This is a genomic window from Caballeronia sp. LZ008 (assembly GCF_031451435.1).
Classification (GTDB): Bacteria; Pseudomonadota; Gammaproteobacteria; order Burkholderiales; family Burkholderiaceae; genus Caballeronia; species Caballeronia zhejiangensis.
Window position 1 is genome coordinate 317,857 of record NZ_JARUXK010000001.1, and the last position, 26,464, is coordinate 344,320.

The following is a 26,464-nucleotide window of genomic DNA, read 5'->3' on the forward strand; positions in this document are numbered from 1 at the left end:
TCAATTTGCGTTTGATTCGCGCATCAGCGCTTCGATTTCGTCGGCGGCGACGGGCACTTCGCGCGTGAGCAACTCGCAGCCGTTTTCGGTGACGATGGCGTCGTCCTCGATGCGAATGCCGATATTCCAATATTGTTCCGGCACGTCTTCGGCGGCGCGCACGTAGAGACCCGGCTCGATCGTGAGCGCCATGCCGGGCGCGAGCGCGCGCCATGGTCGTGCGCCTTGCTCGTCGAGCGGGCCGTCGGCTTCGCGGTATTCGCCCGCGTCGTGCACGTCCATGCCGATCCAGTGTCCCGTGCGATGCATATAGAAGCGCGCGTAGGCACGTTGCGCGAGGACGTCGTCGACGCTGCCGAACTTCGCCTTGTCGAGGATGCCGGTATCGAGCAAGCCTTGCGACAGCACTTTCAACGCAGCCTGATGCGGCGCGTCGAAGCTGACGCCGGCGCGTGTGGCCTCGATGGCCGCGGCTTGCGCGGCGAGCACGATTTCGTACAGTTCGCGCTGCGCCGGAGTGAAACGGCCGCTAGCGGGGAACGTGCGCGTGATGTCGGATGCGTAGCCGTCCAGCTCGCACGCGGCGTCGATGAGAATCAGGTCGCCGTCGCGCGCGATCGCGTTGCCAGCCGGATAGTGCAGCACGCAGGCGTTCGCGCCCGCCGCGACGATCGATCCATACGCCGGCGACTGCGCGCCGTGGCGGCGGAACGTGTACAGCAATTCGGCTTCGATTTCGTACTCGCGCATGCCCGGGCGGCACGCGCGCATCGCGCGACGGTGCGCTTCGGCGGAGATCGATGCCGCGCGGCGCATGATCGAGATTTCGTGCGCGTCTTTCACGAGCCGCATCTCGTCGAGAACCGGCAGCAGGTTCTCCGCGCGGGCGGGAGCGCGCACGCCGGTGCGGCTTTGCGCGCGCACGGCGGCGAGCCAGGCGCGCACCCGGGCATCCAGTTCCGCCGATGTGCCGAGCGCGTAGTGAAGCGCGGGCTTGTCGGCGATCAGGCGCGGCATCTCCTGGTCGATCGAATCGATGGCAAACGCGGCGTCGAAGCCGAAAGCGTCGCGCGCGGCGTCGGGGCCGAAGCGGAAGCCTTCCCAGGTTTCGCGCTCCGCGTTCTTCTCGCGACAAAAAAGGATCGACACGGGCTCGCCGTCCTGCGCGCTCGCGTTCAGCACGAGCGTCGCTTCGGGTTCGTTGAAGCCCGTCAGATAGTAGAAGTAGCTGTCGTGACGGAAAGGGTAGTCCGTGTCGCGGTTGCGCAGGACTTCCGGCGCGGTCGGCACGATGGCGACGCCGCCGCCGCGTGCACGCAACGCGGCGAGCACGCGCTCGCGACGCGCACGGTAAATGTCGACGGCGATGGGGCTGGCGAGTTCGGTCGATGAGTTCATGCGCCGATTGTAGCGCCGGCTTCACGATGCGCGCACTCGGCCATTCGACATAGGCCAAAACGACGGCGACGCGTGAATTTGCCTATGCCATTCGGCCTAGTGGCGCGGCGAGTGACCGCGCCGCATACTCATTCGCCAGCGGGACGATTGCGCACGCTGCCCGCGATCAGATCGAAGCGAAACAGGCGGCATTCGAGCGCGCCGTTGAAAAGCGGCGTTTTCGTCGATTCGCGCAGCCGCAGCAAGCCCGGCAACTTGCGGTCGGACGTGAGCACGTAGGCGCGCCATCCCGGAAAGCGCTGTTTGAGCGCGTTGCCGAAGGAGACGAAGAACTCGGTGTCGGCCGGATCGGGTTGCGCGCGGGCGAAGGCGTCCTCGTCTTCGCGGCGGGAGCGCGCCGTATCGCGAATTTCGCCGCGCGGGCCGCGTCCGCGCACTTCGATACGCTCGCCGTACGGCGGATTCGCGATCAGAATGCCGGGCGCGTCGGTCGGCGGGACCATATTGCGGGCATCGACTTGCTTGAGCGAAAGGTCGGTGATGCCCGCGCGGGTCAGGTTCGCGCGCGCTTTTTCGAGCATATCGCCGGAAATGTCGCTGCCGAAGATGCTCAACTCGGCTTGCGACGCACGCGCGGCGCGGCGTTGTTCGAGCGCGGCCGTCTTGAGCTTCTGCCACATGCCGGGATGGAACGGCTTCAGCTTTTCGAAGCCGAAGCGCCGATCGTTGCCCGGCGCGATGTTGAGCGCCGTTTGTGCGGCTTCGGCGAGGAAGGTGCCGCTGCCGCACATCGGGTCGAAGAGCGGCGTGCCGGGCGTCCATCCGGTCAGGCGCAGAATGCCCGCGGCGAGATTCTCGCGCAGCGGCGCGGCGCCCTTGTCCAGGCGCCAGCCGCGTTTGAAGAGCGGCTCGCCGGAGGTATCGAGATAGAGCGTGCACTCGTTCAGCGTGAGGAACGCGAACACGCGGACGTCGGGCTGGGCGGTGTCGATGCTCGGGCGCGCGCCGGCCACGTCGCGCAGGCGATCGCAGACGGCGTCCTTCACGCGCAGCGTCGTGAATTCGAGGCTTTTCACCGGCGATTTGATTGCGGTGAGATCGACGCGCATCGTCTGGCTGGGCGTGAACCATTGCTCCCAGCGCTGGCGATGCGTGAGTTCGTAGATGTCTTGCTCGTTGCGATAGGGGCCTTGCGCGACTTTGAGAAGCACGCGGCTCGCGATGCGCGAATGCAGATTCGCCGCCATGCCCGCGACCCAGCCGCCCCGAAAGTGCACGCCGCCGGGCACTTGCGTGCCGACGATCAGCGATCCGCCGCCGGAAAGGGGCGCGTCGGCCACGTGCCTTTCCCCGATCTCCGCCAACTCGGCGGCAAGCGGTGCTTCGAGACCGCGCGGGCAGGGGACGAACCAGTCGAAGAGGGGGGAGGCCATGTGGTGCTTTTTCGGACGTGTAAAGGCGGTATTGTACGCGGGGTGTTACAGCTGGCATGCGGTGCGGTTTCGTTGCCGGAAAAAGAAAGCGCCAGCTTCCTCGAATGCGGAAGCTGGCGCGATCGGTTCGGGGGATTCGAACCGGCTTGGCGCCTAATCCACCGCCTTCATCATCTCCTCGACCACCTTCTTCGCGTCCCCGAACACCATCATCGTCTTGTCCATATAGAACAGTTCGTTGTCGAGGCCGGCGTAACCTGCCGCCATCGACCGTTTGTTCACGATGATCGTCCGAGCCTTGTACGCTTCGAGAATCGGCATCCCCGCGATCGGCGATTTCGGATCGGTCTTCGCGGCCGGGTTGACGACGTCGTTCGCGCCGAGCACGAGCACCACGTCCGTCTGACCGAACTCGCTATTGATGTCCTCCATCTCCTGAACCATCTCGTACGGCACTTCGGCTTCCGCCAGCAGCACGTTCATGTGCCCCGGCATCCGCCCCGCGACGGGGTGAATCGCGTACCGCACATCGATGCCTTTCTCGACGAGCTTGTCGGTCAGCTCCTTCAACGCGTGCTGCGCGCGCGCGACCGCGAGGCCGTAACCCGGCACGATCACCACGCTTTCCGCGTTGCCGAGCATGAACGCGGCGTCATCCGCGGAACCGGATTTGACGGGGCGCTGCTCCGTCGATCCGCCCGCCGCCGCACCGCCCGCCTCGCCGCCGAAGCCGCCGAGAATCACGTTGAAGAACGAGCGGTTCATTGCCTTGCACATGATGTACGACAGAATCGCACCCGACGAGCCGACGAGCGAACCCGCGATGATCAGCATCGGATTGTTCAGCGAGAAGCCGATGCCCGCCGCCGCCCAGCCCGAGTACGAGTTCAGCATCGACACGACCACGGGCATGTCCGCGCCGCCGATCGGAATGATGATGAGCACGCCCAGCGCGAACGCGATGATCGTCATGATGATGAACGGCAGCCACGATTCGGTGAGCATGAAGATCACGCCGAAGCCGATCATCGCGATGGCGAGCAGCAGGTTGATCAGATGCTGTCCCGAGTACGTGACCGGCGCGCCCTGAAAGAGCCGGAACTTGTACTTGCCCGAGAGCTTCCCGAACGCGATGACCGAGCCCGAGAACGTGATCGCGCCGACAAACGTGCCGATGAACAACTCGACCCGATTGCCATACGGAATCGGCTCGCCGAGCGGTGCGAGCCCGAACGCGGCGGGCTCCGCCACGACACCATAGGCGATGCAGACAGCCGCGAGACCGATCAGCGAGTGCATCGCCGCGACGAGCTCGGGCATCTTCGTCATCTCGACTTTTGCCGCGATGTACGCGCCCGCGCCGCCGCCGATGATCAGCGCGACGAACAGCAGCGACAGCCCGAGCGCGAGATTCGCTTCGAGAAACGCGGCCTGCTTCACGATCAGCGCGAGCGTGGTGAGAATGGCGATCGCCATGCCCGCCATGCCGAACGTATTGCCGATGCGCGCGGTCTTCGGATTCGACAAGCCCTTCAACGCCTGAATGAAGCACACCGAGGCGATGAGATACAGGAGAGTAACGACGTTAAGGCTCATTTACGCGCCCTCCTTGCTCGTGATCTTCTTGGGCTCTTTCTTCTTGAACATCTCGAGCATTCGCCGTGTGACGAGAAAGCCGCCGAACACGTTCACGGCCGCGAGCAGCACCGCGAGCGTGCCGAAGAACTTGCCCGCCGCGCCGACCGTCAGGCCGACAGCCAGCATCGCGCCGACGATGACGATCGCCGAAATCGCGTTGGTCACGGCCATGAGCGGCGTATGCAGCGCGGGCGTGACGTTCCACACGACGTGGTAGCCGACGTAAATGGCCAGCACGAAGATGATGAGGTTGATCACCGTGTGATTGATGACATCCATGTGCGTCTCCGTTCAGGCCGTGGCGCGGGCGAGTTGTCCGTCGCGGCACTGGAGCGTGGCCGCGACGATATCGTCCGCGAGATCGATGTTGAGCGTGCCTTCCTTCGTGATGATCAGCTTCAGGAAGTCGAGAAGATTGCGGGCGTAGAGCGCGGAGGCATCGGCGCCGACCATCGAAGCGAGATTCGTGTGGCCGACGATATGCACGCCGTGCTTCATCACCACCGTGTCGACTTCGGTGAGCGGACAGTTGCCGCCTTTCCTGCCCTCGAACTCGGGACCGCGTCCGGCGGCGAGATCGACGATCACGCTGCCCGGCTTCATGTGCTTGACGGTTTCGACGGAAATCAGCGTCGGGGCGGGGCGGCCGGGAATCAGCGCCGTCGAGATGACAATGTCCGCCGCCTTCGCACGTTCGTGAACCTGCGCCGATTGACGCGCGAGCCAGCTTGCGGGCATCGGGCGCGCGTAGCCGCCCACGCCTTCCGCCGCTTCCCGTTCCTCATCGGTTTCAAACGGCACGTCGACGAACTTCGCGCCGAGCGATTCGATCTGCTCCTTCACCGCCGGACGCACATCGGATGCTTCGACGACCGCGCCCAGACGCTTGGCCGTCGCGATTGCCTGCAAGCCCGCGACGCCTGCGCCGAGCACGAGCACGCGCGCCGCTTTCACGGTGCCGGCGGCGGTCATCAGCATCGGCATGAAGCGCTGGTAATACTGGCAGGCCATCAGCACGGCCTTGTATCCGGCGATGTTCGCCTGCGAAGAGAGCACGTCGAGACTCTGCGCGCGCGTCGTGCGTGGCGCGGCTTCGAGCGCGAACGCAGTGACGCCCGCCGACGCGAGCCGCGCGGTGTTCTCTGTATTGAAGGGATCGAGCATGCCGATGAGCACGGCGCCCGGCTTGAGCATCGCCAGTTCGCTTTCGCTCGGCGATTGCACCTTGAGGACGATCTCGGCGGAAAAGGCCGTGGCGGCATCGACAAGGTCCGCGCCTGCTTGCGCGAACGCATCGTCGATATAGCTTGCCGGCAAGCCCGCGCCGCTCTGGACAGAAACACGATGTCCTTGCGTGACGAGCTTTTTGACCGTTTCGGGCGTGGCGGCGACGCGCGCCTCGTTCGCCCGCGTTTCAGCAGGCACTCCAATGTGCATCTTGTAATCCTCCTGTCTTTGTTGCCTTTTTCGCCCGGGCAAGGCTTAGGAAGGCTTAAGGCTGAGTTTTATTTCAAATGCTGGAACTGACGGCTATCTCAACTGTAACCGAAGATTGCACGCGCAAGAATCCGATCCGGCACCCGTTCCGTTTTGCCACAGTCAGCGCTTTCCCTTAGTCCGCGTGCGCGAGATCTGTGCGAGGACGGTAAAATATCTCACCATGAAATCAGACACTTGGGCCCCCCACGTTACGGTGGCTGCCATCATCGAAAAGGATGGTCGTTTCCTCGTCATCGAGGAGCACACGTCGGCAGGGCTGCGAATCAACCAACCGGCCGGTCATCTCGAAGCGGGCGAAACGCTCGTCGATGCCGTGGTCCGCGAGGCGCTCGAAGAAACGGCGCATCGCTTCGAGCCGGAGGCAATCGTCGGCGCGTATATGACGCACTTCGCGCGGCCGGGGCGCGACGTCACGTATTTGCGTTTCACGTTTTGCGGCAAGTCGCTCGGCGAAGAAGCAGGCCGCGCGCTCGACGAAGGCATCGTGCGCGCGATGTGGCTCAGCGCGGACGAATTGCGCGCATCGGTCGACCGGCATCGGACGCCGCTCGTGATGAAGTGTGTCGACGATTATTTATCCGGGCGGCGCGTCCCGCTCGATTTCATCCATACGCATTCGGTCGCGCCGGTGGTGCGGGCGTGATATCCCTATGAGCAAGAAACGAGTAGTGGTGGGCATGTCGGGCGGCGTGGATTCGTCCGTAACGGCATGGCTTCTCAAGGAACAGGGTTACGACGTCGTCGGCCTCTTCATGAAGAACTGGGAAGACGACGACGACGGCGAATACTGTTCGACCCGTCAGGACTGGATCGACGTCGTTTCCGTCGCGGATTTGATCGGCATCGACGTCGAAGCGGTCAACTTCGCCGCCGAATACAAGGACCGCGTGTTCGCCGAGTTTCTGCGCGAATATTCGGCCGGCCGCACGCCCAATCCGGACGTGCTTTGCAACGCCGAAATCAAGTTCAAGGCGTTCCTCGATCACGCGATGTCGCTCGGCGCGGAAACCATCGCGACGGGACATTACGCGCGCGTGCGCGAGCGCGATGGACTTTTCCAGTTGCTCAAGGCAACGGATTCGACGAAGGATCAGTCGTACTTTTTGCATCGACTGAATCAGGCGCAACTGTCGAAGACGCTCTTTCCGCTCGGCGAAATCCCGAAGACGAAAGTGCGCGAGATCGCCGCGCAAATCGGCCTGCCGAACGCCAAAAAGAAGGACTCGACCGGCATCTGCTTCATCGGCGAGCGGCCGTTCCGCGAATTCCTGAACCGCTATCTGCCGACAAAGCCCGGCCCCATGAAGACGGCCGAAGGCAAGATCGTCGGCGAGCATATCGGGCTTGCGTTCTACACATTCGGGCAGAGAAAGGGCATCGGCATCGGCGGCGCGAAAGACGGCAGCGGCGAACCGTGGTTCGTCGCGGGCAAGGACATGGCGTCGAACACGCTCTATGTCGTGCAGGGGCACGATCATCCGTGGCTGCTGTCGCCGACGCTCGTGGCCGGAAACACGAGCTGGGTCGCGGGTTTCGCGCCGGAAGAGGGCGCGGCGTGCGGCGCGAAGACGCGCTATCGGCAGCAGGATGCGGCGTGCCGCTTCGCCAACGCGGACGATGGCCGTTTCGCGCTTCATTTCGACGACGCACAGTGGGCCGTGACGCCGGGACAATCCGCCGTGCTGTATCAGGAAGACGTGTGTCTGGGTGGCGGAATCATCGAACACGCGGCGGCTGGGCACGAGTCGCCGCAAGTTGCGGCGCTCGCTGCGGCGCGTTGAGCATCTCCGGCGGCAAACGAGCGATCAGCTCCGACTTCGGTCGGGGCTTTTTCCTATCGATCCGATAAAAACTTTTTTGAAACAGTCGCTTGATCGTCTATCTAGTAGTAGATAATTAACGCACACCGAATGCAGGGACAATTGCAGAGATACGCGAAATGGACAAGAACACGGTACGCGACGCTCTACTGGATCACGCTCAGACGCTGTTGATGACGCGCGGCTATAACGGCTTCAGTTTTCGGGATTTGTCCGAACTGGTCGGCGTGAAAACGTCGAGCATTCACTATTATTTCCCGACCAAGGAAGATCTCGCGCTCGAAGCGGTGAATGCGTATAGCGCCGACGTGATGTCGACGATCTACGCGATCGACAGCTCCGCCCCGGCCGACAAGAAACTCGACCGCTATACGAAGCTATTTGGAAGGATCATCGGCGACGGCAATCAGATTTGTCTGTGCGGCATGCTTGCGTCGGATATCGAGTCGCTGCCGGAGAAAGTACGGCACGCGGTGCAATCGTTCTACAAGGCGAATGAAACCTGGCTGGCGAAAGTTCTGGCCGAAGGCGAAGCGCAAGACACGCTCGACGCTGGCGGAAAGCCTGAAGCGGCGGCACGCACCTTGTATGCAGCGTTTCAGGGGAGTTTGCTTGCATGCCGCCTGTTTCAGACGCGGTCGCGGCTTGAAGAGGTCGCAGACGCATTTCGGCGGTAGATAAGCCTGTGGATAACCTTGTGAAAAACCCCTGAACTGGGCGTTGATTATCTACCGTTGAGTAGATAGATTTTGGCGGAATAGAGCATTTCTCTGACCCGATTCGTCGTTCGAACCATGTCGCCGCACGCGGACCGATGGTTTCAGGAAGAAAAGGGGTTTGGGAGAGAATCGGTCGATCGCGCCCTTCGCCGGTGATCTATCTAGCAGTAGATAATCTTCGATCTCACTTTGCGCTTCCGAGTGCGCCGGAAGCTCCCGCCGCGCGCGGGAGCTTGGTCCAAGAAAGGAATCAGACCGGCGCGGTATCCACGAACGACTGACGCTGCGAAATACGCGCGTAATACTTGTCGAGATTCGGATGTGCGTCGCGCCAGTTCAGATCGGGCATACGGAAATCGAGATAGCCCAGTGCGCAGCCGCAGGCGATATCCGCAAGCGTGAAGCGATTCGCCGAGCACCATTGCTTCGAGCCGATGCCGCGCGCCATCGCGCGCAAGCCGTCTTCGATCTTGTGACGTTGCCGCGCGATCCATTTGTCGCTGCGATGTTCCTCTTGGCGCAACACGCCTTCGAGACGGATCAGCACGGCGGCGTCGAGCATGCCGTCGGCGAGCGCTTCCCAGCAGCGCACTTCGGTGCGCTCGCGCCGCTCCTGCGGCAGCAGCTTGCCGACCGGCGTGAGCGTGTCCACGAACTCGCAGATGACGCGCGAATCGAATACCGCTTCGCCGTCGTCGAGAATGAGGCACGGCACTTTACCGAGCGGGTTGTAGTCGTGGATCTTCGAATCGGATGCCCAGACGTCTTCGAGCACCAGTTCGCAGTCGATCTTCTTTTCCGCCATGACGATCCGCACCTTGCGGACGAATGGGCTGGGGTGCGAACCGATCAGTTTCATCATCTAATTTTCACGTTGATTCGAAATGCGGGCGTCGACGATCTTAACCGGCGCGCGCGAACCATCGGCGAATTAGAGATAGCGGCGGCCGACAATGTCGCCTGCCGACAACATGAAGCGCGCCCGGCGCGCGCCGGGCGTCATGGATCACTGCGCGCTGGCAGTGGTTGCCGCGCCCATTGGCGGACACGGCAGCACCGGCGCCGCGGCGGGTTTGGAACTGGCGCCGCTCTTGCCCTTCGCGGATGCCGAAGGCGCGCTCGCCGTCGCGTGCGGCAAGGAACCGAGGCTGCGCACACCTGCGGAGATCGCGGCGGCGAGTTCGTCGACCGCCTTGCGATGGCCGTCGACGAGCGCGTCGTAACCGGAGCCGACGCGTTCCTGCGCGAGCGTCCGGCATGTCAGCACCGTATCGGATCCGGCGGCGCGCACGCTCCACACGGCGTCGATCACCGCTTGCGCGCCCGGCCACGATTCGAAGCGCTGCACGTTCACCTTCACGCGATACACCGGCACCGATTCCGGATGCGGCGTGCCGTAGACGTCGATCGCACCGAGCTGCTGCGTGAGATCGGCGGAGAGTGCGCGCCGCACTTCGTCGCCCGGCAGCGATGCCCAGCGCTCCTCTTCGAGCACGCGCACCTGCGCGGGACTCGTCTGCACCACCAACTGATTCTTCGCGACCTGCTGCGGCATGTCGACGGGCGCAAGCTCGAAATAGAACGAAGCCTGCGTCGACGGCACGGGCCGCGCGTCGCCGCCGCCGAGCGTGTAGAAACGGCTCGTCGGCGAGGCGCAGGCAGCGAGCATCGCCGCTGCGCTCAGAGTCAACATCAACGAGCCGAACTTCATGGTTTATCTCCCGATTTTCCGCGCAAGAGCGATTCCGGATGGCGCTCCAGATAATCCGCGAGCGAGTTGAGCGATTGCAGCGTGCGCGTGAGTTCCTGCAGCGCCTGATGCACGTCCGACTGAAGCGGCGAATCCGACTGCAACGTCGATTGCGCCTGACCGAACGTCTGCTTGGCCTGCGTGAGCGTGTCGCGCATTTCCGGCAGGACTTCCTTGTCCATCTTGTCGAAGAGCGCGTTGGCGTTCTTGAGCGAGCCGTTCAGATTCGTGCCGATCTCGTCGAACGGAATCTTGTCGATCTTGCGCGCGATGTCGGCGATCTGCAGCTGCAGCTCGTCGAGCGTGTTCGGCACGGTCGGCAGTTCGATCGGATCGTTGCCAACGCTGACCTTCGCGGGCGGCGCTTTCGGGAAGAAGTCGAGCGCGACATACAACTGGCTCGTCAGCAGGTTGCCGGTGCGCAACTGTCCGCGCAGCCCGCGCTTCACGAGCAGTTGCAGCATGTCCTGGCTCGCCACCGAACCTTGCTCCGGCAGCGCCTGACGCGCGCGCTTGCCGAGGCGATCCGGGTAGAGGTCGATCGTGACCGGCATCATGAACGAATGCGACTTCTGATCGTATTGCACGCCGATCCCCGTGACCTGCCCCAGCACGATGCCGCGGAAATCGACCGGCGCGCCGACCGACAGGCCGCGCAGCGACTGATTGAAGTTCATCACGACGTGCACGGCCTCGCCGTCCGGATCGCGCATCGCGTCGGACTGATCGCCGGCCAGGCGGAAGGTCGCGTTGTTTTGCGCCTGCGGGCCGGATTGCTGGTTCGGCGGCGTCTGGAACGCGATGCCGCCGAGCACGACCGTTGCGAGCGATTGCGTGTTGAGCGTGAAGCCGCTCGAATCGAGCCGCAGATCGACGCCGCTCGCATGCCACCAGCGCGAGTTGGTGCCGACGTACTGATCGTAAGGCGCGGTGACGAATACCTGCAGCGTGACGCCGGTGCCGTCCTTGTCGAGCGAGAACGCGACGACCTGGCCGACCTGCACGCGCCGGTAATAGACGGGCGAGCCGATATCGAGCGAGCCGAGCGATTCGCCGTGCAGCGTGAAGGTATGGCCTTTCTGATCGCCGGTGACGGCGGGTGGCGTTTCGAGCCCGACGAAATAAGTCTCATCGTCGGTCGACTTGCCCGCATCGACGCCGATATACGCGCCGGACAAAAGCGTCGACAGGCCGGTCACGCCGCTTGCCGCAACGCGCGGACGCACGATCCAGAAGCGCGTGTCCTTGACGGCGAAATCGGTGGCTTCCTTGGTGAGCTGCACTTCGACGAGCACGCGCGCGTGATCCTTCGACAGCGTGATCGTCTTCACCGTGCCGATATCCACGTCCTTGAACTTCACTTTCGTCTTGCCGGGCTCGAGGCCTTCCGCGGAAACGAAGCTGATCGTCACGGTCGGTCCGCGGCTCGACACCGTCTTCACGACGAGAATCACGCCGATCAGCGCCGCGACGAGCGGAATCACCCACACGAGCGAGGGCAGCCAGCGGCTGCGCGGCTCGATCACGGGTTCGGGGAGGTTCGGCGGGAGGCCGCCCTTGTCCCCGTTACCGCTGCCGGCGTTGCTGGCGGGCGGCGCGGGCTGCTTCGGGTCGTTCGGACCTTGGGCACTAGTCATGTTTCTTTCCTGACGGTTCGATGTTGTCCCACATGAGGCGCGGGTCGAATTGCATGGACGCGATCATCGTCAGCACGACCACCGACGCGAACGCGAGCGCGCCCGGACCCGGCGTGATGACGGCGAGCGACTTGAAGCGCACGAGCGCGATGGTGAGCGTGATGACGAAGACGTCGAGCATCGACCAGCGCCCGATGCCCTCGACGATGCGAAAGAGCGTCGTGCGCTGACGCGGCTGCCATGTGGAGCGCCGCTGCACGCTGATGGTAAGAAAGGCGAGCGTGACGAGCTTGAGCATCGGCACGAGAATGCTGGCGATGAAAATCACCGCCGCGAGCGGATAGTCGCCGTCGTTCCAGAAGAGCGCGACACCGCTCATGATGGTGTCGTCCTCGGAACCGAGAATCGACGACGTATGCATGATCGGAAAGAGGTTCGCCGGAATGTAGAGAATCGCCGCGCTGATGAGCAGTGCCCACGTACGCGCGATGCTGTCCGGATGACGCCGGTGCACGACGGCGTCGCAGCGCGTGCAGCGCTGTTTCTCGACGGTGTGCGCGAGCGGCTGCACGAGTCCGCACGCATGACACGACACGACATTCGCGCGCGACGCCGTGATGAACTGCGTTTCGCGCGCCGCTTCGCCGGTTTTCGGATCGATGGAATCGCTCACGATTTTTGCCTCGCCGTGGTTGTGACGCGCTTCGATTCGAGCGGACGGAGCCTTGCCGCGATGTCCCACAACGCGCGCGGATCGAAGCTCACGACGACGGCGAACATGAGCGTCAGCGCGCCGAACGCGAAGAGCGCCGCTTCGGGAATCACGCGCGCGATGCTCACCATCTTCACGAGCGTGACGAGCACGCCGAGCATGAAGACTTCGATCATGCCCCACGGACGCACGAGCTGAATGCCCCGCAGGATTGCGTTGAAGCCAGGCGGCACGTAACCGGAACGCAGCGGAAGCAGCACGTAGAGCAGGGCAACGAGTTCGCACAACGGAAACAGGATGGTCGAGCAGAAGACGAGCACCGCCATGATTTCCATCTGCTCGTTCCACAACGCGACGATCGCGCCGATGAGCGTCGTCTCCGACGTGAGGCCGTTCGCCTCCAGCTCGACGATGGGAAAGCCTTGCGCGATCAGGAACGTGAAGAGCGCGGCGAGCGTCATCGCCGAGATCTTGTCGAGGTTCGACGAGATGCTTCGATAGAGCAGCGATCCGCAGCGAGGGCATTTCGCCGAGGTGCGTCGAGGCAATGCACGTTTATGGAAGAGCGCGTCGCATTCGTGACACGCGATCAGGTCATCGGATTCGTTCGCGTTCATTCGCGTTCATGGTCGAGGCCCGAGGCTTGTCGAGCGTATTGGTCGGGCGCCGCGAGACCGGCTCCGACCGGGCATAGCAAACGGCGGGCCAGCGAGATTGGTAGCAGCATGGTATCAAATGGCGCGGGGCGGGCGAATTTGGACAGAACGCTTCTTTACAAGCGGAATTAAACTGCCAGGCCGCCCGTTAATACATCGATGCCGGAATCGGTCGCGGTTCGCGCCTTCATCGACCGTTGCACGCATGGAATAGTTCGTTGCATGGGCGGCACACGAGGCTCGCCGAGCCGGCTCGAAAGCCCGCAAAGCCGCGTCGGGACTGGGTTTGCCGGTTCGGCGCGGGCTTTTTGCGCGCGCTGGCAATTCGTTATCGTTGAGGTAGCATGGCGGCCTTGAACACTTGTCGTCAGGCGGCGGCAGGCCGTGCGACATCGAACACTTGGGTGAGAGCAATATGGAAAGCACCGCTGGCATCACGGCGAGCGCGCCGGCGCAACGATACAGCGCCACGGCGATCGGCCTGCACTGGCTGATCGCGTTGTTGATCGTGGGCGGCTTCTGGCTCGGCTGGATCATGACGGACATTCCGGGCTTCACGCCGACGAAGCTCAAATACTTCTCGTGGCACAAGTGGATCGGCGTAACGGTGTTCGCGCTCGCGCTGCTGCGCGTCGTCTGGCGCGCCACGCACCAGGCGCCGTCGATGCCCGATGGCATGCCGCGCTGGCAACAGGGCGCGGCGCATCTCACGCATATTCTGCTTTACGCGCTGATGCTCGTCATTCCCGTGTCGGGTTATCTGTACAGCTCGGCGGCCGGCATTCAGGTCGTGTATCTCGGCGTGCTGCCGCTGCCGACGATCATCGGGCCGGACAAGGCGCTGAAGGCGACGCTGCGCATCGTGCACATCGCGTTGAACTACACGTTGCTGTTCTTCGTCGTGATGCACGTTCTGGCTGCGCTGAAGCATCATTTCGTCGATCGCGACGGCCTGCTCGGCCGCATGCTGCCGTTTCTCAGATGAACGCGTGTCATTGTTTCCTCGCCGTTGGCAAGGCGTTTCCCGGCGGCTGATTGTGATCGCGTACTTATGATTTCCAATACCGGTTTGTTCGTTCGAACCGTTTGAATAGGGCACACATGAAAGTGAAACTCAACCGTTGGATGGCAGCCGCTGCTTCGTTCGCGATGATCGCGGGCGCGCATGCGCAGGTAGACATGAGCAAGAGCACGGTGACAGCCACGTCGAAGCAGATGAACGTGCCCACCGACGGCAAGTTCAACAAGTTCAGCGCGCAGATTGCGTTCGATCCGGCGAAGCCGACGGCGGGCTCGGCGAACATCACGATCGACACCGGCAGCTACGACCTCGGCGACGACGATTACAACAAGCAGGTGCGCGGCGCGGAATGGTTCGACGCGGGCAAGTATCCGAGCGCGACGTTCGTCTCCAGCGCGATCGCCCCGGCGGGCGGCAACAAGTACAACGTGACCGGCAAGATCACGATCAAGGGCAAGTCGCAGACGGTCACGGTGCCGGTGACGGTCACGCAGCAGGGCGCGACGGAAACCTTCGACGGCGCGCTGCCGATCAAGCGCACCCAGTTCGATGTCGGAACGGGCGAATGGAAAGATACGTCGATCGTCGCGGACGACGTCGTCATCAAGTTTCACATCGTTGCCGCGAAGAAGTGAGCGGCGTTTTTGTCACACACGACGCATAGTCGGCGTATCTGGTTAGTCAGGAGAAGAACTTGAAAAAGCTTTCGATCATTGCCGCGAGCGCGCTCGCATTGGGACTGTCGTTCGGCGCCTCGGTGAGCGCATTCGCCGCCGACACGTACAAGCTCGACCCGAACCACACTTATCCGAGCTTCGAGGCGGACCACTTCGGTGGCGTGTCGACGTGGCGCGGCAAGTTCAACAAGAGCAGCGGTGAAGTCACGCTCGACCGCGCGGCGAAGACGGGCACGGTGAACGTGACGATCGACATCGCTTCGGTCAACACCGGCAATGCGAAGCTGGACGAGCATCTGCAAAAGGCCGAGTTCTTCGACGTCGCGAAATATCCGACAGCCGAGTACAAGGGCACGTCGATCAAATTCGACGGCGACAAGCCTTCCGAAGTGATCGGCACGTTGACGATGCACGGCGTGACGAAGCCGATGAACCTGAAGATCGAGAGCTTCAAGTGCTTCATGAACCCGATGATGAAGAAGGAAGTGTGCGGCGTCGAAGCGACGGCGACCTTCGATCGCGGCGACTTCGGGATGGATTACGGCAAGTCGTATGGTTTCAGCCTGACGACGGTGCTGCATATTCAGGCTGAGGGCGTGAAGCAGTAACTCGCGCTCCATTGCTGCTTAGAGAAGGCTTCGCGTGTCATGCGCGAAGCCTTTTTTGTGGATCGAGTTTTGGGTTTGGCAACGTCGCCGATCGATTCTCATACGAAAACACCCAGCCGAGCGGACCGACATTCGGTTTTCACTCGCCACACAATATGCACCGCTATATCAGCGAGGCGGAATTGATCGAACTGCTTCAGATCGCGCATCCGAGCACGATTTCGGGGCGGGCCATGATCGCGCTATATGGCAACTATGTTGGCACCCAGAACGTCGCGACGGCGCAGATCCTGTATGCCCGCATGCGGGAGACGGTAAGCGCGGAACATATCAGGGATACGTTGACTGACTGCGGCTTTTCCGCCGCGGTGTCGCAACTGTGCATCTCATTTTGCGAAGATCGATTGCGCGAGGCGGCGCGATGGGCGGAGGCTCCTGAGCGCTTCATCGCCTGAATGAAAACGGGCCTGTCCGCGAAGACAGGCCCGGTCGTTCTTATCGGCTCGACGTATTTCACGCATCGCTTCGATACTCGGGGAAAGACGTTTCCTCACGAACCCAATGTGCGGACGACAGCGACATCGCATGAGAAAAGTAAATGGTTGTTCTCTCTGTCGACTGCAGGCAGCGGAAACGCGGCATGGTATGGCGCGCTAGAACTTCGTCCGAAAAGACGTGGTTGAACTCGGGATTGCTCAGGTCGGCGGACAGCGCCGTCGCGAACGGCATGGTGAACGCCATCGAAGCGCTCATTCCGCCCGTGGCGTGAATGTCCTTGAATAAAGCATGCGGTAGGTACTCGTATTTCTCCGAACGGGAAATAAGGATGCCGCAATGTTTTGAGATCCTGAAGTCGTAGCCGCTATCGAGTTCGGCGACGCAGGTTTCGATGTGATTGGTGAGATAGATGTCGTCGTGATCCATCCAGAAAAAATGAGTGCAGTCCTCCTGGATGAGATGATTCAACGGAATCCGATACCAGTCGTTTTGGGGAATGCTCTGGGGCGTGTACATCCATACTACGGGTGCGCCGAGATCCATGACGCACCATGCGTAGTTGTCTCCGGCTCCGTTCTGATGCACGCAAATGATATCCGGGCGTCGCGTTTGGGCGAGCAGTTGCAGGACACAACTCCGTAGCAATTCCGGGCGATTGTAAGTCGGGATGAAAATCCCGATTTTGTTTTTCTGTGAGGACGACATAACGTACGGTTAACGGACTGATTTGCTCGGCAGCGCATTGCGTGCGGATTCGAGCCTAGTCGAAGTCGAGGTTGTCTTTTGTTCTTGCGTCGAAATTTGATGAAATTCGGGAGCCGGAAAAGCAAACGGGCCAGTCACGATGACTGGCCCGTTTTGGTTTCAGCTTTCAGTGCGCCGCAACGCTCAAACCTGCGCACCCGCATTCGGATCGTTCGGATCGTACTTGTCTTTCTTGTCCTTCACGAGATCCTCGCGCTTCACGCCGAACCACATCGCGAGCGCCGCCGCGACGAACACCGACGAGTAAATGCCGAACAGAATACCGACGGTCAGCGCCAGCGCGAAGTAATGCAGCGTCGGGCCGCCGAAGAAGAACATCGACAGCACCATCATTTCCGTACAGCCGTGGGTGATGATGGTTCGCGACATCGTGCTCGTGATCGCGTGGTCGATCACTTCCTTCACGCTCATCTTGCGTTGCTTGCGGAACGTTTCGCGGATCCGGTCGAAGATAACCACCGACTCGTTCACCGAATAGCCGAGCACCGCGAGAATCGCCGCCAGAACGGACAGCGAGAACTCCCACTGGAAATAGGCGAAGAAGCCGAGAATGATGACCACGTCGTGCAGGTTCGCGATGATGCCCGCGACCGCGTACTTCCACTCGAAGCGGAACGACAGGTAAATCACGATGCCGATGACCACGCACGCGAGCGCGAGCAGGCCGTTCGTCACGAGTTCCTTGCCGACCTGCGGACCGACGAACTCGACGCGCTGCAGCTTCACGGCAGCGTTGTCGGCCTTGAGCGCGGTCATCACCTGATCGCTCTGCTGCGCGGACGTCAAACCCTGCTTGAGCGGCAGACGGATCAACACGTCCTGCGACGTGCCGAAGTTCTGCACCTGCGCGTCGGGATAGCCGAGCTTCGACATCGACGCGCGCACCGGTTCGAGTTGCGCGGCTTGCGGATACTGCACCTCGACGACCGTGCCGCCGGTGAATTCCACCGACAGATGCAGCCCGCGATGCACGAGGAAAAATACGGCCACGAGGAATGTCACGAGCGAAATCACGTTGAAAATCAACGCGCGCTCCATGAACGGCAAATCGCGGCGAATGCGGAAGAATTCCATTGTCTATTGCTCCGGACTCAGCGGATTCAGCGGGACTCGCCCGGTTTCTGTTGATCGATGCCGGGGCCCGAGCGACGGCGCACCGTCGGCTTGCCCGTGCGCGCCGGCGCTTGTTCGGTCTGGCGCGGCGCGGCCACTGCGGTCTTCGTCTTGCCCTTGGCCGTTTTCACGATTTCGTCGACGGGCGATTCATCGCCGCGTTGCGCCGCGAGATAAGCCGCCGCGGCCGCTTCGGCATTCGTGCCTTCCGGACGCCACACCTGACCGATCGCGAGCGACTTCAGCTTCTTCTTGCCGCCGTACCACAGGTTCACGAGGCCGCGCGAGAAGAACACCGCCGAGAACATCGACGTCAGAATGCCGATACAGTGCACCACCGCGAAGCCGCGCACCGGACCCGAACCGAACGCGAGCAGCGCGAGGCCGGCGATCAGTGTCGTGACGTTCGAGTCGAGAATCGTCGCCCACGCGTGCTTGAAGCCTTCCTGAATCGCGGTCTGCGGCGGCGCGCCGTTACGCAGTTCCTCGCGGATACGTTCGTTGATCAGCACGTTCGCGTCGATCGCCATACCGAGCGCGAGCGCGATAGCCGCGATACCCGGCAAGGTCAGCGTCGCCTGAAGCAACGACAGCACGGCGACGAGCAGCAGCAGGTTCACCGACAGCGCCAGCATGGAGAACACGCCGAAGAGCAGGTAGTACGCGATCATGAAGACGGCGATCGCGGCGAAACCGTACGTGACCGAATCGAAGCCCTTCTTGATGTTGTCCGCGCCGAGGCTCGGGCCGACCGTGCGTTCCTCGATGATGTCCATCGGCGCGGCGAGCGAACCCGCGCGCAGGAGCAGCGCGAGATCGGTTGCGGCTTGCGGCGTCGGCTGGCCGGTGATCGAGAAGCGGTCGCCGAGTTCGGACTGAATGGTCGCGACCGTCAGCACTTCGCCCTTGCCCTTTTCGAACAGCACCATCGCCATCGGCTTGCCGATGTTGTCGCGCGACACGGACGACACCGCGCGTCCGCCCGCAGAATCCAGACGGATATTGACCGAAGGTCGTTGATGGTCGTCGAAGCCCGCGGACGCGTCGATGATGCGGTCGCCGGTGAAGATCACCTGCTTGCGCAGCAGCACGATGCGATCGCCCTGCTTGAACGCTTCGTCGCCGGGCGGCACCGCGTCGTTCGGGCCGATATAGGTGTTGACCGGATCCGCGAGACGCGCTTCGAGCGTCGCCGTGCGGCCGATGATGTCCTTCGCCTTCGCCGTGTCCTGCACGCCCGGCAGCTCGACCACGATGCGGTCGGAGCCTTGCTGCTGGATCACCGGCTCCGCGACGCCGAGTTCGTTCACGCGGTTATGCAGCGTGGTGATGTTCTGCTTGAGCGCGCTGTCCTCGACGACTTTCTGCGCGGCGGGCGAGAACGTGCCGACGACCTGAAAGCCATCACCGCCCTGGCGCGTCGTCCATTGCAGTTCGGACACGCCCGTCTGGAGCAGCGTGCGCGCGTTGTCCGCGCCCGCCTGATCCGAGAAACTCACGACGACCGATTGCCCGACCCGGTTCACGCCGCCATCGCGGATATTGCGGTCGCGCAGATAGGTGCGCGCATCGGCGGCGTCGGAGTCGAGCTTCTTGTTGAGCGCGCCGGCCATGTCGACCTGCAGCAGGAAGTGCACGCCGCCGCGCAGATCGAGACCGAGGTACATCGGCAGTGCGTGCAGGGCCGTCAGCCAGCGCGGCGAGGCGCTCTGCAGATTCAGCGCGACGATGTACTGCGGATCGCTCGGATCGGTGTTCAGCGCCTTCGAAAGCAGATCCTTCACATGCAGCTGCGTGTCCGTGTCTTTCAGACGCACGCGGATGTTCGCGTTCAGCTGCGAATTGTCGAAGGTGACTTCGTCGGCCTTGATGCTGCTCGCGGCGAGCGCGGCTTCGACGTTCGAAAGCGTGGTCGAGTCGAGCTTGACCGTCGCCTTGCCGCTCGATACCTGAACTGCGGGCGCTTCGCCGAAGAAGTTGGGGAGCGTGTACACGAGGCCGATGACGAGCGCCACCAGCATCACGACATACTTCCAGAGGGGATAACGATTCATGGGAATGGCCGACCGGAAAGTTGGCTTCGGAGGAGAGGGCGTCCGGCGATATGCGCGACGAGCCGGTCTGAAGACCCGGATGGCTCGGTGAGCGAGGCCGCGCCGGACGCGGTGGAACGAGTGGCCTTACAGCGACTTGATCGTGCCCTTCGGGAGAATGGTCGTCACTGCCGCCTTCTGGATGGTGATTTCCGTGCCTTCGGCGATTTCCACGCCGACGTAAGCGTCCGTCACCTTCGTGATCTTGCCGACGATGCCGCCATTCGTCACCACTTCGTCGCCCTTGGCCATGGCGGCGAGCATGTTGCGATGCTCCTTCTGACGCTTCATCTGCGGACGGATCATGATGAAGTACAGCACCGCGAACATCAGGATCAGCGGCAGGAAGCTCATCAGGCTCGATTCCGCGCCACCGGTTGCGCCTTGTGCAAAGGCATTGGAAATGAACGACACGTTGGTCTCTCCGTTGTTACATCGAAATAATTGACTGGAAGTCAGCCCGGCATTCTACCACCCGCACCTGCCCGAAAATGCCCGAATGCGCTTTGCCATCAAGCCGTTACGGACGATTCGCGGGCCTTATCGCAAGCAGTAGAAAGCAGATTGTAAAGCTTGGCGCAACGAAGCCGCGCGTTTTCAATCCACGCCGCGCGCGCGATTCTCCGCGAACGTCTTGCGAAACGCCTCGAACGTATGATTTTCGATCGATTCGCGCACTTCGCCAATGAGTTGCAGGTAATAGTGCAGGTTGTGAATCGTGTTCAATTGCGCGCCGAGAATCTCGCCGACGCGATGCAGATGATGCAGATAGCCGCGCGTGAAGTTCCGGCACGTGTAGCAGCCGCAGGATTCGTCGAGCGGCTTCATCGAGTTCTTGTGCGTCGCGTTCTTGATCTTCAGATCGCCGAAACGCGTGAAGAGCCAGCCGTTGCGCGCGTTGCGCGTGGGCATCACGCAGTCGAACATGTCGACGCCCGCCGCGACGCCCGCGACGAGATCCTCCGGCGTGCCGACGCCCATCAGGTAATGCGGCTTGTCGGCGGGCAGCTTCGGGCCGATGTGATTCAGCACGCGCATCATGTCTTCCTTCGGCTCGCCGACCGACAGCCCGCCGATCGCGAGGCCGTGGAAACCGATGTCCGAGAGGCCCGCGAGCGATTCGTCGCGCAGGTCTTCGAACATGCCGCCCTGCACGATGCCGAAGAGCGCGTTCGGATTGCCTAGCCGGTTGAACTCGTCGATGGAGCGCTTCGCCCAGCGCATCGACATGCGCATGGAATCGGCGGCGTCCTTGTGCGAGGTGGGAATGCCGTTGGTCGAGTAGGGCGTGCATTCGTCGAACTGCATGACGATGTCGGAGTTCAGCACCTTCTGAATCTGCATCGATACTTCCGGCGACAGGAAGAGTTTGTCGCCATTGATCGGCGACGCGAACGTGACGCCATCTTCGGTGATCTTGCGCAGATCGCCGAGCGAAAATACCTGGAAGCCGCCGGAGTCAGTCAAGATCGGCCGGTTCCATCCCATGAACTTGTGCAGGCCGCCGTGCGCGCCGATCACTTCGAGACCGGGACGCAGCCACAAATGGAATGTGTTGCCGAGGATGATCTGCGCGCGGATCTCTTCGAGTTCGCGCGGCTGGATTGCCTTGACGGTGCCGTAAGTGCCGACCGGCATGAAGATCGGCGTTTCGACGACGCCGTGATTGAGCGTCAGACGGCCACGGCGCGCCTGGCCATCGGTCGTCAGCAGTTCGAACTTGAGCCCGTTGTCGGGCGGAGTGTGGGTTGCGGTCATTTGAGTTCCTGCCACTGGAAAACAGTCCAGCGCATCGGTTGAGAAAACTAGTCGCGGCGAGTCAGAAGCATTGCGTCGCCGTAGCTGAAGAAACGGTACTTTTGCTCGATTGCGTGACGATATGCATCGCGAATCGTATCCATGCCGGCGAACGCGGAGACGAGCATCAGCAGCGTCGACTTCGGCAGATGGAAATTCGTCACGAGCCGGTCGACGACGCGAAACGCGTAGCCCGGCGTGATGAAGATATCGGTTTCGGCCTGCGTCGCCGAGAGCGGGCGGTTCGCTTGCGCGGCGTCGCGCGCGGCGGCTTCGAGCGCGCGCATCGACGTCGTGCCGACCGCGATCACCTTGTTGCCGCGCGCCTTCACCGCCGCGATGCGATCGACGAGCGATTGCGGCAGGTCGTACCACTCGCTATGCATCTTGTGCTCTGCGATGTTCTCGACGCGCACCGGCTGGAACGTGCCCGCGCCGACGTGCAGCGTCAGCGTCGCGCGCTCGACGCCGCGCTTTTCGAGTTCGGCGAACAGCGCGTCGTCGAAGTGCAGGCCGGCGGTCGGCGCGGCGACCGCGCCCGGATTTGCCGCATAAACGGTCTGATAGCGCGTTTCGTCGTAGGCGTCGGCGTCGTGCTCGATGTACGGCGGCAGCGGCAAGCGCCCGTATTGCTCGATGAGCGTCAGGCATTCGGCAGGGAAGTGCAGCGTGTAGAACGGCTCGACGCGTTCGCCGACGGTCACGTCGAACGCATCCGCGAGGCGGATCGTCGTGCCTTCGGCCGGGCTCTTGCTCGCGCGGATCTGCGCGAGCGCCGTGGTCGCGCCGGTCAGCCGCTCGACCAGCACCTCGACGCGCCCGCCGCTGGCCTTCTGGCCGGGAAAGCGCGCCTTCAGGACTTTGGTATCGTTGAACACCAGCAGATCGCCGGGTGCGAGCAGGTTCGGCAGCTCGGAGAATCGGCGGTCGACGAGCGCGCCATCGGACACCTCGAGCAGACGGCTCGCGCTGCGCTCGGCGAGCGCGTTCTGCGCGATCAGCTCGGGCGGCAGATTAAAATCGAAATCGGAAAGCGTGAACATGGCTTGAACGTAGCGCGAACGGGCGCGAACGAAGTGCAATCGCGCCGAACAAACCTCATATTGTACTTGCGAAGAGAGTCAATGCCCTTGTCCGACCGCCGCGCCGCCGCCACGACCGATCCGCTGACCCTGGAGGAAAGGGACGCGCCGCGTGCCGCCGCGCCGGCGAAAAAGAAGGCGAAAGCGGACGAAAAGCCGAAAACCGTCGTCAAGACGGCGGACAAGCTCGCCAAGCTCGGCCTGAAATCCGACATCGATCTCGTCCTTCATCTGCCAATGCGCTATGAGGACGAAACGCAGATCACGCCCATCGGCGAGCTGATTCCGGGCGACATCGCGCAGACCGAAGGCGTCGTTTTCGACAACGAGATCGCGTATCGGCCGCGCCGTCAGTTGCTCGTGAAAATCCACGACGATTCCGGCGATGAACTCACGCTGCGCTTTCTCAACTTCTACGGCTCGCAGGTCAAGCAAATGGCGATCGGCGTGCGTCTGCGCGTACGCGGCGATGTGCGCGGCGGCTTTTTCGGGCTGGAGATGGTGCATCCGGCGGTACGTCCCGTCGATGACGACACGCCGCTGCCGCAAGCGCTGACGCCGGTTTATCCGTCGACGGCGGGAATTTCGCAGGCGTATTTGCGCAAGGCGATCGACAACGCGATCACGCGGGTCGATCTGCCCGAACTGCTGCCGGCGCCGATCGCGAAGGCGCATTTGCAGCCGCTCAACGTGCCCGGTCTGCTCGACGCCGTGAAGACGCTCCATCATCCGCGCGCCGATTCCGACGAAACCGCGCTGATCGACGGCACGCATCCGGCGTGGACGCGCATCAAGTTCGAGGAACTGCTCGCGCAGCAGTTGTCGCTCAAGCGCGCGCATGAAGAGCGCCGCACGCGCGCCGCGCCCGCGATGCCGCGCCGTGCGCCGGACGACGACGCGTCGCTCGTCGTGCGTCTGTTGCGCGCGCTGCCGTTCGCGCTGACTGGCGCGCAGCAGCGCGTGGTCGCGGAAATCGCGGGCGAACTGACGCTCGCGCATCCGATGCAGCGTCTGCTTCAGGGCGATGTCGGCAGCGGCAAGACGATCGTCGCGGCACTCGCGGCGGCGCAGGCCGTCGACGCGGGTTATCAGGCCGCGCTCATGGCGCCGACCGAAATTCTCGCGGAGCAGCACGCGCGCAAGCTGCGCGGCTGGCTAGAGCCGCTCGGGGTCACGGTCGCGCGGCTCGCGGGCAGTCTCAAGGCGAAGGACAAGCGTTCCGCGCTCGAAGCAGCGGCGCTCGGCACGGCGAAACTCGTCATCGGCACGCACGCGATCATTCAGGACGCGGTCGAATTCGCGCGGCTCGGGCTCGTGATCGTCGACGAGCAGCATCGCTTCGGCGTCGCGCAGCGGCTCGCGTTGCGCGCGAAGGCGCTGAACGCGGCTGACGGAAAAGCCGATTTCCAGCCGCATCAACTGATGATGTCCGCGACGCCGATCCCGCGCACGCTCGCCATGACGTACTACGCCGATCTCGATGTCTCGACCATCGACGAACTGCCGCCCGGCCGCACGCCGATACTCACCAAAGTAGTATCCGACGGACGGCGCGACGAGATCATCGGCCGCGTGCGCGAGGCGGCGCTGACCGGAAGGCAAGTGTATTGGGTCTGTCCGCTGATCGAAGAAAGCGAGACACTTCAGCTTCAGACGGCCGTTGAAACTTACGAGACGCTCGTCGCCGCGCTGCCGGAACTGCGCGTCGGGCTGGTTCATGGCCGGCTCGCACCCGCCGAAAAAGCCGCCGTGATGGACGCGTTCTCGCGCAACGAAGTGCAATTGCTCGTCGCGACGACGGTGATCGAAGTCGGCGTGGACGTGCCGAACGCATCGCTGATGGTGATCGAGCATGCCGAGCGCTTCGGCCTCGCGCAGTTGCATCAGTTGCGCGGACGCGTGGGGCGGGGCAGCGCGGCGTCCATCTGCGTGCTGATGTACTCGAATCCGTTGTCGCAGACGGCGCGTGCGCGGCTGCAAACGATGCGCGAAACGACCGATGGCTTCGAGATCGCCCGGCGCGACCTGGAAATTCGCGGTCCCGGCGAGTTTCTCGGCGCGCGGCAATCGGGCGAAGCGATGCTGCGATTCGCGAGTCTTGAAAACGACGGCTGGCTGATCGAACCGGCGCGCGCCGCCGCCGATCAGATGCTTGCGCAGTTTCCCGACGCCGTCACGCGCCATCTGGCGCGCTGGCTCGGCGCGCGGGAGCACTATTTGAAGGCTTGACTGAACTCGCGCGGGCCATGTCGGTCCCTATTTAACCTGCGCGGACCGGCGAATCGGCAAAAGTTGTCGAACGGCAGCCGGCGGGTGTATAACTCAAACCTATCGAATCAATGTATTTCATTGGCCTCCAATGACCCTCACCGAATTGAAGTACATCGTCGCGGTCGCGCGTGAACGGCATTTCGGCCGCGCGGCCGAGGCGTGCTTCGTCAGCCAGCCGACCTTGTCGGTGGCAATCAAGAAGCTCGAAGACGAACTGAACGTGCAGATCTTCGAGCGCGGCACGAGCGAAGTCAGCGTAACGCCGATCGGCGAGCAGATCGTGACGCAGGCGCAGCGCGTGCTCGAACAGACGCTCGCCATCAAGGAAATCGCCAAGCAGGGCAAGGATCCGCTCGTCGGACCGCTGCGTCTGGGCGTGATCTATACGATCGGACCGTACCTTCTGCCGACGCTCGTCAAGCAGATGATCAAGTCGGTTCCGCAGATGCCGCTCATGCTCCAGGAGAACTACACGCTCAAACTGATCGAGCTCCTGAAGCAAGGCGAAATCGATGTCGCGATCATGGCGCTGCCGTTCCCTGAAACCGGCCTGATGGTGCGCGCGCTCTACGACGAGCCGTTCGTCGTCGCGATGCCGTCGGGGCACGCGTGGGAGAACCGTGCGAAGATCGATCCGGACGATCTCAAGCAGGAAACCATGCTGCTGCTCGGCAGCGGCCATTGCTTCCGCGATCACGTCCTCGGCGTGTGCCCGGAACTGATGCGCTTCTCGCAGAACGCGGACGGCATCCAGAAGACGTTCGAAGGCTCGTCGCTGGAAACGATCCGCCATATGGTCGCGAGCGGCGTCGGCATTACCGTGTTGCCGCGCATGTCGGTGAGCGAGGTGAAGCCGCACGCGGCGGGCATCGATTCTGGTCTGCTCAGCTACGTACCGTTCGACGAGCCCGTGCCGGACCGGCGCGTCGTGCTCGCGTGGCGCAAGAGCTTCACGCGCATGCCCGCGATCGACGCCATCTGCGACGCAATCGCCAATTGCGATCTGCCGGGCGTGAAAAAGCTCGATATGCCGGTCGCCGTGAACTGACTCGGCTGTCCCCACGAAACGCCGCGCTCTGGCAACGGAGCGCGGCGTTTTCTTTTTTGCGGTAGCGCGCGCAAGCGAAACCGGCACTTCGCTTGATCTATCGCATATATAAATTTAATCGAATTATAAAAACCGATAGCTTGCGTTACGATCCTTCTCAGATGACGACACAGAGAGGATTTCATGACCGCCGCGACCTTCTTCGACCGCTGGAGTGACCTTCGCCAG

At 62.6% G+C, this 26,464-nt stretch carries 25 protein-coding genes; 9 read left to right on the top strand and 16 right to left on the bottom strand.

From position 1 onward, the window contains the following. The 5 genes from QCE49_RS01570 to QCE49_RS01590 form a co-directional block, all read right to left on the bottom strand. Complete coding sequence (locus tag QCE49_RS01570; protein ID WP_250456602.1) at positions 1–1,398, bottom strand: aminopeptidase P N-terminal domain-containing protein; 1,398 nt, start codon at positions 1,396–1,398, stop codon at positions 1–3. 128 nt (positions 1,399–1,526) lie between these two features. Next, positions 1,527–2,831 (bottom strand): class I SAM-dependent RNA methyltransferase, encoded by a 1,305-nt coding sequence (locus tag QCE49_RS01575; RefSeq protein WP_033536536.1) that lies wholly within the window; start codon positions 2,829–2,831, stop codon positions 1,527–1,529. 153 nt (positions 2,832–2,984) lie between these two features. Continuing rightward, positions 2,985–4,427 (bottom strand): NAD(P)(+) transhydrogenase (Re/Si-specific) subunit beta, encoded by a 1,443-nt coding sequence (locus QCE49_RS01580; protein ID WP_008351540.1) that lies wholly within the window; start codon positions 4,425–4,427, stop codon positions 2,985–2,987. Continuing rightward, complete coding sequence (locus QCE49_RS01585) at positions 4,428–4,748, bottom strand: NAD(P) transhydrogenase subunit alpha (protein WP_008351539.1); 321 nt, start codon at positions 4,746–4,748, stop codon at positions 4,428–4,430. It abuts the gene before it with no gap. Positions 4,749–4,760: 12 nt separating this feature from the next. Beyond that, positions 4,761–5,906, bottom strand: coding sequence for a Re/Si-specific NAD(P)(+) transhydrogenase subunit alpha (locus QCE49_RS01590; RefSeq protein ID WP_008351538.1), 1,146 nt, complete (start codon positions 5,904–5,906; stop codon positions 4,761–4,763). Positions 5,907–6,129: 223 nt separating this feature from the next. Between QCE49_RS01590 and QCE49_RS01595 the strand changes: the two genes are divergently transcribed. From QCE49_RS01595 to QCE49_RS01605, 3 genes are all read left to right on the top strand, one after another. Continuing rightward, a complete protein-coding gene (locus QCE49_RS01595; protein WP_175979798.1) occupies positions 6,130–6,612 on the top strand; it encodes an NUDIX hydrolase in 483 nt (160 codons plus the stop codon). 7 nt (positions 6,613–6,619) lie between these two features. After that, positions 6,620–7,750, top strand: a complete 1,131-nt coding sequence (gene mnmA / locus QCE49_RS01600) for a tRNA 2-thiouridine(34) synthase MnmA (protein ID WP_008351536.1) — start codon at positions 6,620–6,622, stop codon at positions 7,748–7,750. Between the two features lie 158 nt (positions 7,751–7,908). Further along, positions 7,909–8,466 (top strand): TetR/AcrR family transcriptional regulator, encoded by a 558-nt coding sequence (locus QCE49_RS01605; protein WP_034470623.1) that lies wholly within the window; start codon positions 7,909–7,911, stop codon positions 8,464–8,466. A 292-nt stretch (positions 8,467–8,758) separates the two neighbouring features. On the opposite strand, the gene QCE49_RS01610 is transcribed toward QCE49_RS01605, so the two are convergent. The 5 genes from QCE49_RS01610 to QCE49_RS01630 all read right to left on the bottom strand — a co-directional run bounded on the left by QCE49_RS01610 (position 8,759) and on the right by QCE49_RS01630 (position 13,224). Next, the gene (locus QCE49_RS01610; RefSeq protein WP_250456601.1) at positions 8,759–9,370 is read right to left on the bottom strand and encodes a glutathione S-transferase C-terminal domain-containing protein; all 612 of its coding nucleotides are present in this window, start codon (positions 9,368–9,370) and stop codon (positions 8,759–8,761) included. Between the two features lie 144 nt (positions 9,371–9,514). Then, complete coding sequence (locus tag QCE49_RS01615) at positions 9,515–10,219, bottom strand: PqiC family protein (RefSeq protein ID WP_008351532.1); 705 nt, start codon at positions 10,217–10,219, stop codon at positions 9,515–9,517. After that, complete coding sequence (locus QCE49_RS01620) at positions 10,216–11,895, bottom strand: intermembrane transport protein PqiB (RefSeq protein WP_250456600.1); 1,680 nt, start codon at positions 11,893–11,895, stop codon at positions 10,216–10,218. The genes QCE49_RS01615 and QCE49_RS01620 overlap by 4 nt, the downstream gene beginning before the upstream one ends. After that, positions 11,888–12,568 (bottom strand): paraquat-inducible protein A, encoded by a 681-nt coding sequence (locus QCE49_RS01625; RefSeq protein ID WP_250456599.1) that lies wholly within the window; start codon positions 12,566–12,568, stop codon positions 11,888–11,890. The genes QCE49_RS01620 and QCE49_RS01625 overlap by 8 nt, the downstream gene beginning before the upstream one ends. Then, positions 12,565–13,224 (bottom strand): paraquat-inducible protein A, encoded by a 660-nt coding sequence (locus tag QCE49_RS01630; RefSeq protein WP_250456598.1) that lies wholly within the window; start codon positions 13,222–13,224, stop codon positions 12,565–12,567. The genes QCE49_RS01625 and QCE49_RS01630 overlap by 4 nt, the downstream gene beginning before the upstream one ends. A gap of 454 nt (positions 13,225–13,678) precedes the next feature. Between QCE49_RS01630 and QCE49_RS01635 the strand changes: the two genes are divergently transcribed. The 4 genes from QCE49_RS01635 to QCE49_RS01650 all read left to right on the top strand — a co-directional run bounded on the left by QCE49_RS01635 (position 13,679) and on the right by QCE49_RS01650 (position 16,024). Then, positions 13,679–14,248, top strand: coding sequence for a cytochrome b (locus tag QCE49_RS01635; protein WP_008351524.1), 570 nt, complete (start codon positions 13,679–13,681; stop codon positions 14,246–14,248). 116 nt (positions 14,249–14,364) lie between these two features. After that, positions 14,365–14,919: a YceI family protein gene (locus QCE49_RS01640; RefSeq protein ID WP_008351522.1), complete on the top strand. Its 555-nt coding sequence runs from the start codon at positions 14,365–14,367 to the stop codon at positions 14,917–14,919. 59 nt (positions 14,920–14,978) lie between these two features. Then, positions 14,979–15,569, top strand: coding sequence for a YceI family protein (locus QCE49_RS01645; RefSeq protein WP_008351520.1), 591 nt, complete (start codon positions 14,979–14,981; stop codon positions 15,567–15,569). 155 nt (positions 15,570–15,724) lie between these two features. Then, positions 15,725–16,024 (top strand): hypothetical protein, encoded by a 300-nt coding sequence (locus tag QCE49_RS01650; protein ID WP_250456597.1) that lies wholly within the window; start codon positions 15,725–15,727, stop codon positions 16,022–16,024. A gap of 58 nt (positions 16,025–16,082) precedes the next feature. Here QCE49_RS01650 and QCE49_RS01655 read toward each other — a convergent pair whose 3' ends face one another. The 6 genes from QCE49_RS01655 to queA all read right to left on the bottom strand — a co-directional run bounded on the left by QCE49_RS01655 (position 16,083) and on the right by queA (position 22,878). After that, a complete protein-coding gene (locus tag QCE49_RS01655) occupies positions 16,083–16,610 on the bottom strand; it encodes a hypothetical protein (protein ID WP_152563176.1) in 528 nt (175 codons plus the stop codon). Between the two features lie 345 nt (positions 16,611–16,955). Beyond that, positions 16,956–17,906, bottom strand: coding sequence for a protein translocase subunit SecF (secF, locus tag QCE49_RS01660; protein ID WP_008351514.1), 951 nt, complete (start codon positions 17,904–17,906; stop codon positions 16,956–16,958). A 26-nt stretch (positions 17,907–17,932) separates the two neighbouring features. Further along, the gene (gene secD, locus QCE49_RS01665; RefSeq protein ID WP_250433685.1) at positions 17,933–19,999 is read right to left on the bottom strand and encodes a protein translocase subunit SecD; all 2,067 of its coding nucleotides are present in this window, start codon (positions 19,997–19,999) and stop codon (positions 17,933–17,935) included. Positions 20,000–20,125: 126 nt separating this feature from the next. Continuing rightward, entirely contained in the window at positions 20,126–20,452 is a 327-nt protein-coding gene (gene yajC / locus QCE49_RS01670; protein WP_008351510.1) for a preprotein translocase subunit YajC, read from the bottom strand. Positions 20,453–20,635: 183 nt separating this feature from the next. Continuing rightward, positions 20,636–21,796 carry a tRNA guanosine(34) transglycosylase Tgt gene (gene tgt, locus QCE49_RS01675; protein WP_034470631.1) on the bottom strand — a complete coding sequence of 387 codons (1,161 nt, stop codon included), beginning with the start codon at positions 21,794–21,796 and terminating at the stop codon, positions 20,636–20,638. A gap of 47 nt (positions 21,797–21,843) precedes the next feature. Then, positions 21,844–22,878, bottom strand: a complete 1,035-nt coding sequence (gene queA, locus QCE49_RS01680; RefSeq protein ID WP_034470633.1) for a tRNA preQ1(34) S-adenosylmethionine ribosyltransferase-isomerase QueA — start codon at positions 22,876–22,878, stop codon at positions 21,844–21,846. An 81-nt stretch (positions 22,879–22,959) separates the two neighbouring features. Between queA and recG the strand changes: the two genes are divergently transcribed. After that, positions 22,960–25,146 (top strand): ATP-dependent DNA helicase RecG, encoded by a 2,187-nt coding sequence (recG, locus tag QCE49_RS01685; RefSeq protein WP_250456595.1) that lies wholly within the window; start codon positions 22,960–22,962, stop codon positions 25,144–25,146. 130 nt (positions 25,147–25,276) lie between these two features. Further along, positions 25,277–26,236 carry a hydrogen peroxide-inducible genes activator gene (locus QCE49_RS01690; protein WP_008351503.1) on the top strand — a complete coding sequence of 320 codons (960 nt, stop codon included), beginning with the start codon at positions 25,277–25,279 and terminating at the stop codon, positions 26,234–26,236. The last annotated feature ends 228 nt before the right edge of the window (positions 26,237–26,464 follow it).

Coding starts and splice junctions, on each gene's coding strand:
- QCE49_RS01570 (WP_250456602.1), bottom strand. CDS start 1,398: ATGAACTCATCGACCGAACTCGCCAGCCCCATCGCCGTCGACATTTAC.
- QCE49_RS01575 (WP_033536536.1), bottom strand. CDS start 2,831: ATGGCCTCCCCCCTCTTCGACTGGTTCGTCCCCTGCCCGCGCGGTCTC.
- QCE49_RS01580 (WP_008351540.1), bottom strand. CDS start 4,427: ATGAGCCTTAACGTCGTTACTCTCCTGTATCTCATCGCCTCGGTGTGC.
- QCE49_RS01585 (WP_008351539.1), bottom strand. CDS start 4,748: ATGGATGTCATCAATCACACGGTGATCAACCTCATCATCTTCGTGCTG.
- QCE49_RS01590 (WP_008351538.1), bottom strand. CDS start 5,906: ATGCACATTGGAGTGCCTGCTGAAACGCGGGCGAACGAGGCGCGCGTC.
- QCE49_RS01595 (WP_175979798.1), top strand. CDS start 6,130: ATGAAATCAGACACTTGGGCCCCCCACGTTACGGTGGCTGCCATCATC.
- mnmA (WP_008351536.1), top strand. CDS start 6,620: ATGAGCAAGAAACGAGTAGTGGTGGGCATGTCGGGCGGCGTGGATTCG.
- QCE49_RS01605 (WP_034470623.1), top strand. CDS start 7,909: ATGGACAAGAACACGGTACGCGACGCTCTACTGGATCACGCTCAGACG.
- QCE49_RS01610 (WP_250456601.1), bottom strand. CDS start 9,370: ATGATGAAACTGATCGGTTCGCACCCCAGCCCATTCGTCCGCAAGGTG.
- QCE49_RS01615 (WP_008351532.1), bottom strand. CDS start 10,219: ATGAAGTTCGGCTCGTTGATGTTGACTCTGAGCGCAGCGGCGATGCTC.
- QCE49_RS01620 (WP_250456600.1), bottom strand. CDS start 11,895: ATGACTAGTGCCCAAGGTCCGAACGACCCGAAGCAGCCCGCGCCGCCC.
- QCE49_RS01630 (WP_250456598.1), bottom strand. CDS start 13,224: ATGAACGCGAACGAATCCGATGACCTGATCGCGTGTCACGAATGCGAC.
- QCE49_RS01635 (WP_008351524.1), top strand. CDS start 13,679: ATGGAAAGCACCGCTGGCATCACGGCGAGCGCGCCGGCGCAACGATAC.
- QCE49_RS01640 (WP_008351522.1), top strand. CDS start 14,365: ATGAAAGTGAAACTCAACCGTTGGATGGCAGCCGCTGCTTCGTTCGCG.
- QCE49_RS01650 (WP_250456597.1), top strand. CDS start 15,725: ATGCACCGCTATATCAGCGAGGCGGAATTGATCGAACTGCTTCAGATC.
- QCE49_RS01655 (WP_152563176.1), bottom strand. CDS start 16,610: ATGGATCTCGGCGCACCCGTAGTATGGATGTACACGCCCCAGAGCATT.
- secF (WP_008351514.1), bottom strand. CDS start 17,906: ATGGAATTCTTCCGCATTCGCCGCGATTTGCCGTTCATGGAGCGCGCG.
- secD (WP_250433685.1), bottom strand. CDS start 19,999: ATGAATCGTTATCCCCTCTGGAAGTATGTCGTGATGCTGGTGGCGCTC.
- tgt (WP_034470631.1), bottom strand. CDS start 21,796: ATGACCGCAACCCACACTCCGCCCGACAACGGGCTCAAGTTCGAACTG.
- queA (WP_034470633.1), bottom strand. CDS start 22,878: ATGTTCACGCTTTCCGATTTCGATTTTAATCTGCCGCCCGAGCTGATC.
- recG (WP_250456595.1), top strand. CDS start 22,960: ATGCCCTTGTCCGACCGCCGCGCCGCCGCCACGACCGATCCGCTGACC.
- QCE49_RS01690 (WP_008351503.1), top strand. CDS start 25,277: ATGACCCTCACCGAATTGAAGTACATCGTCGCGGTCGCGCGTGAACGG.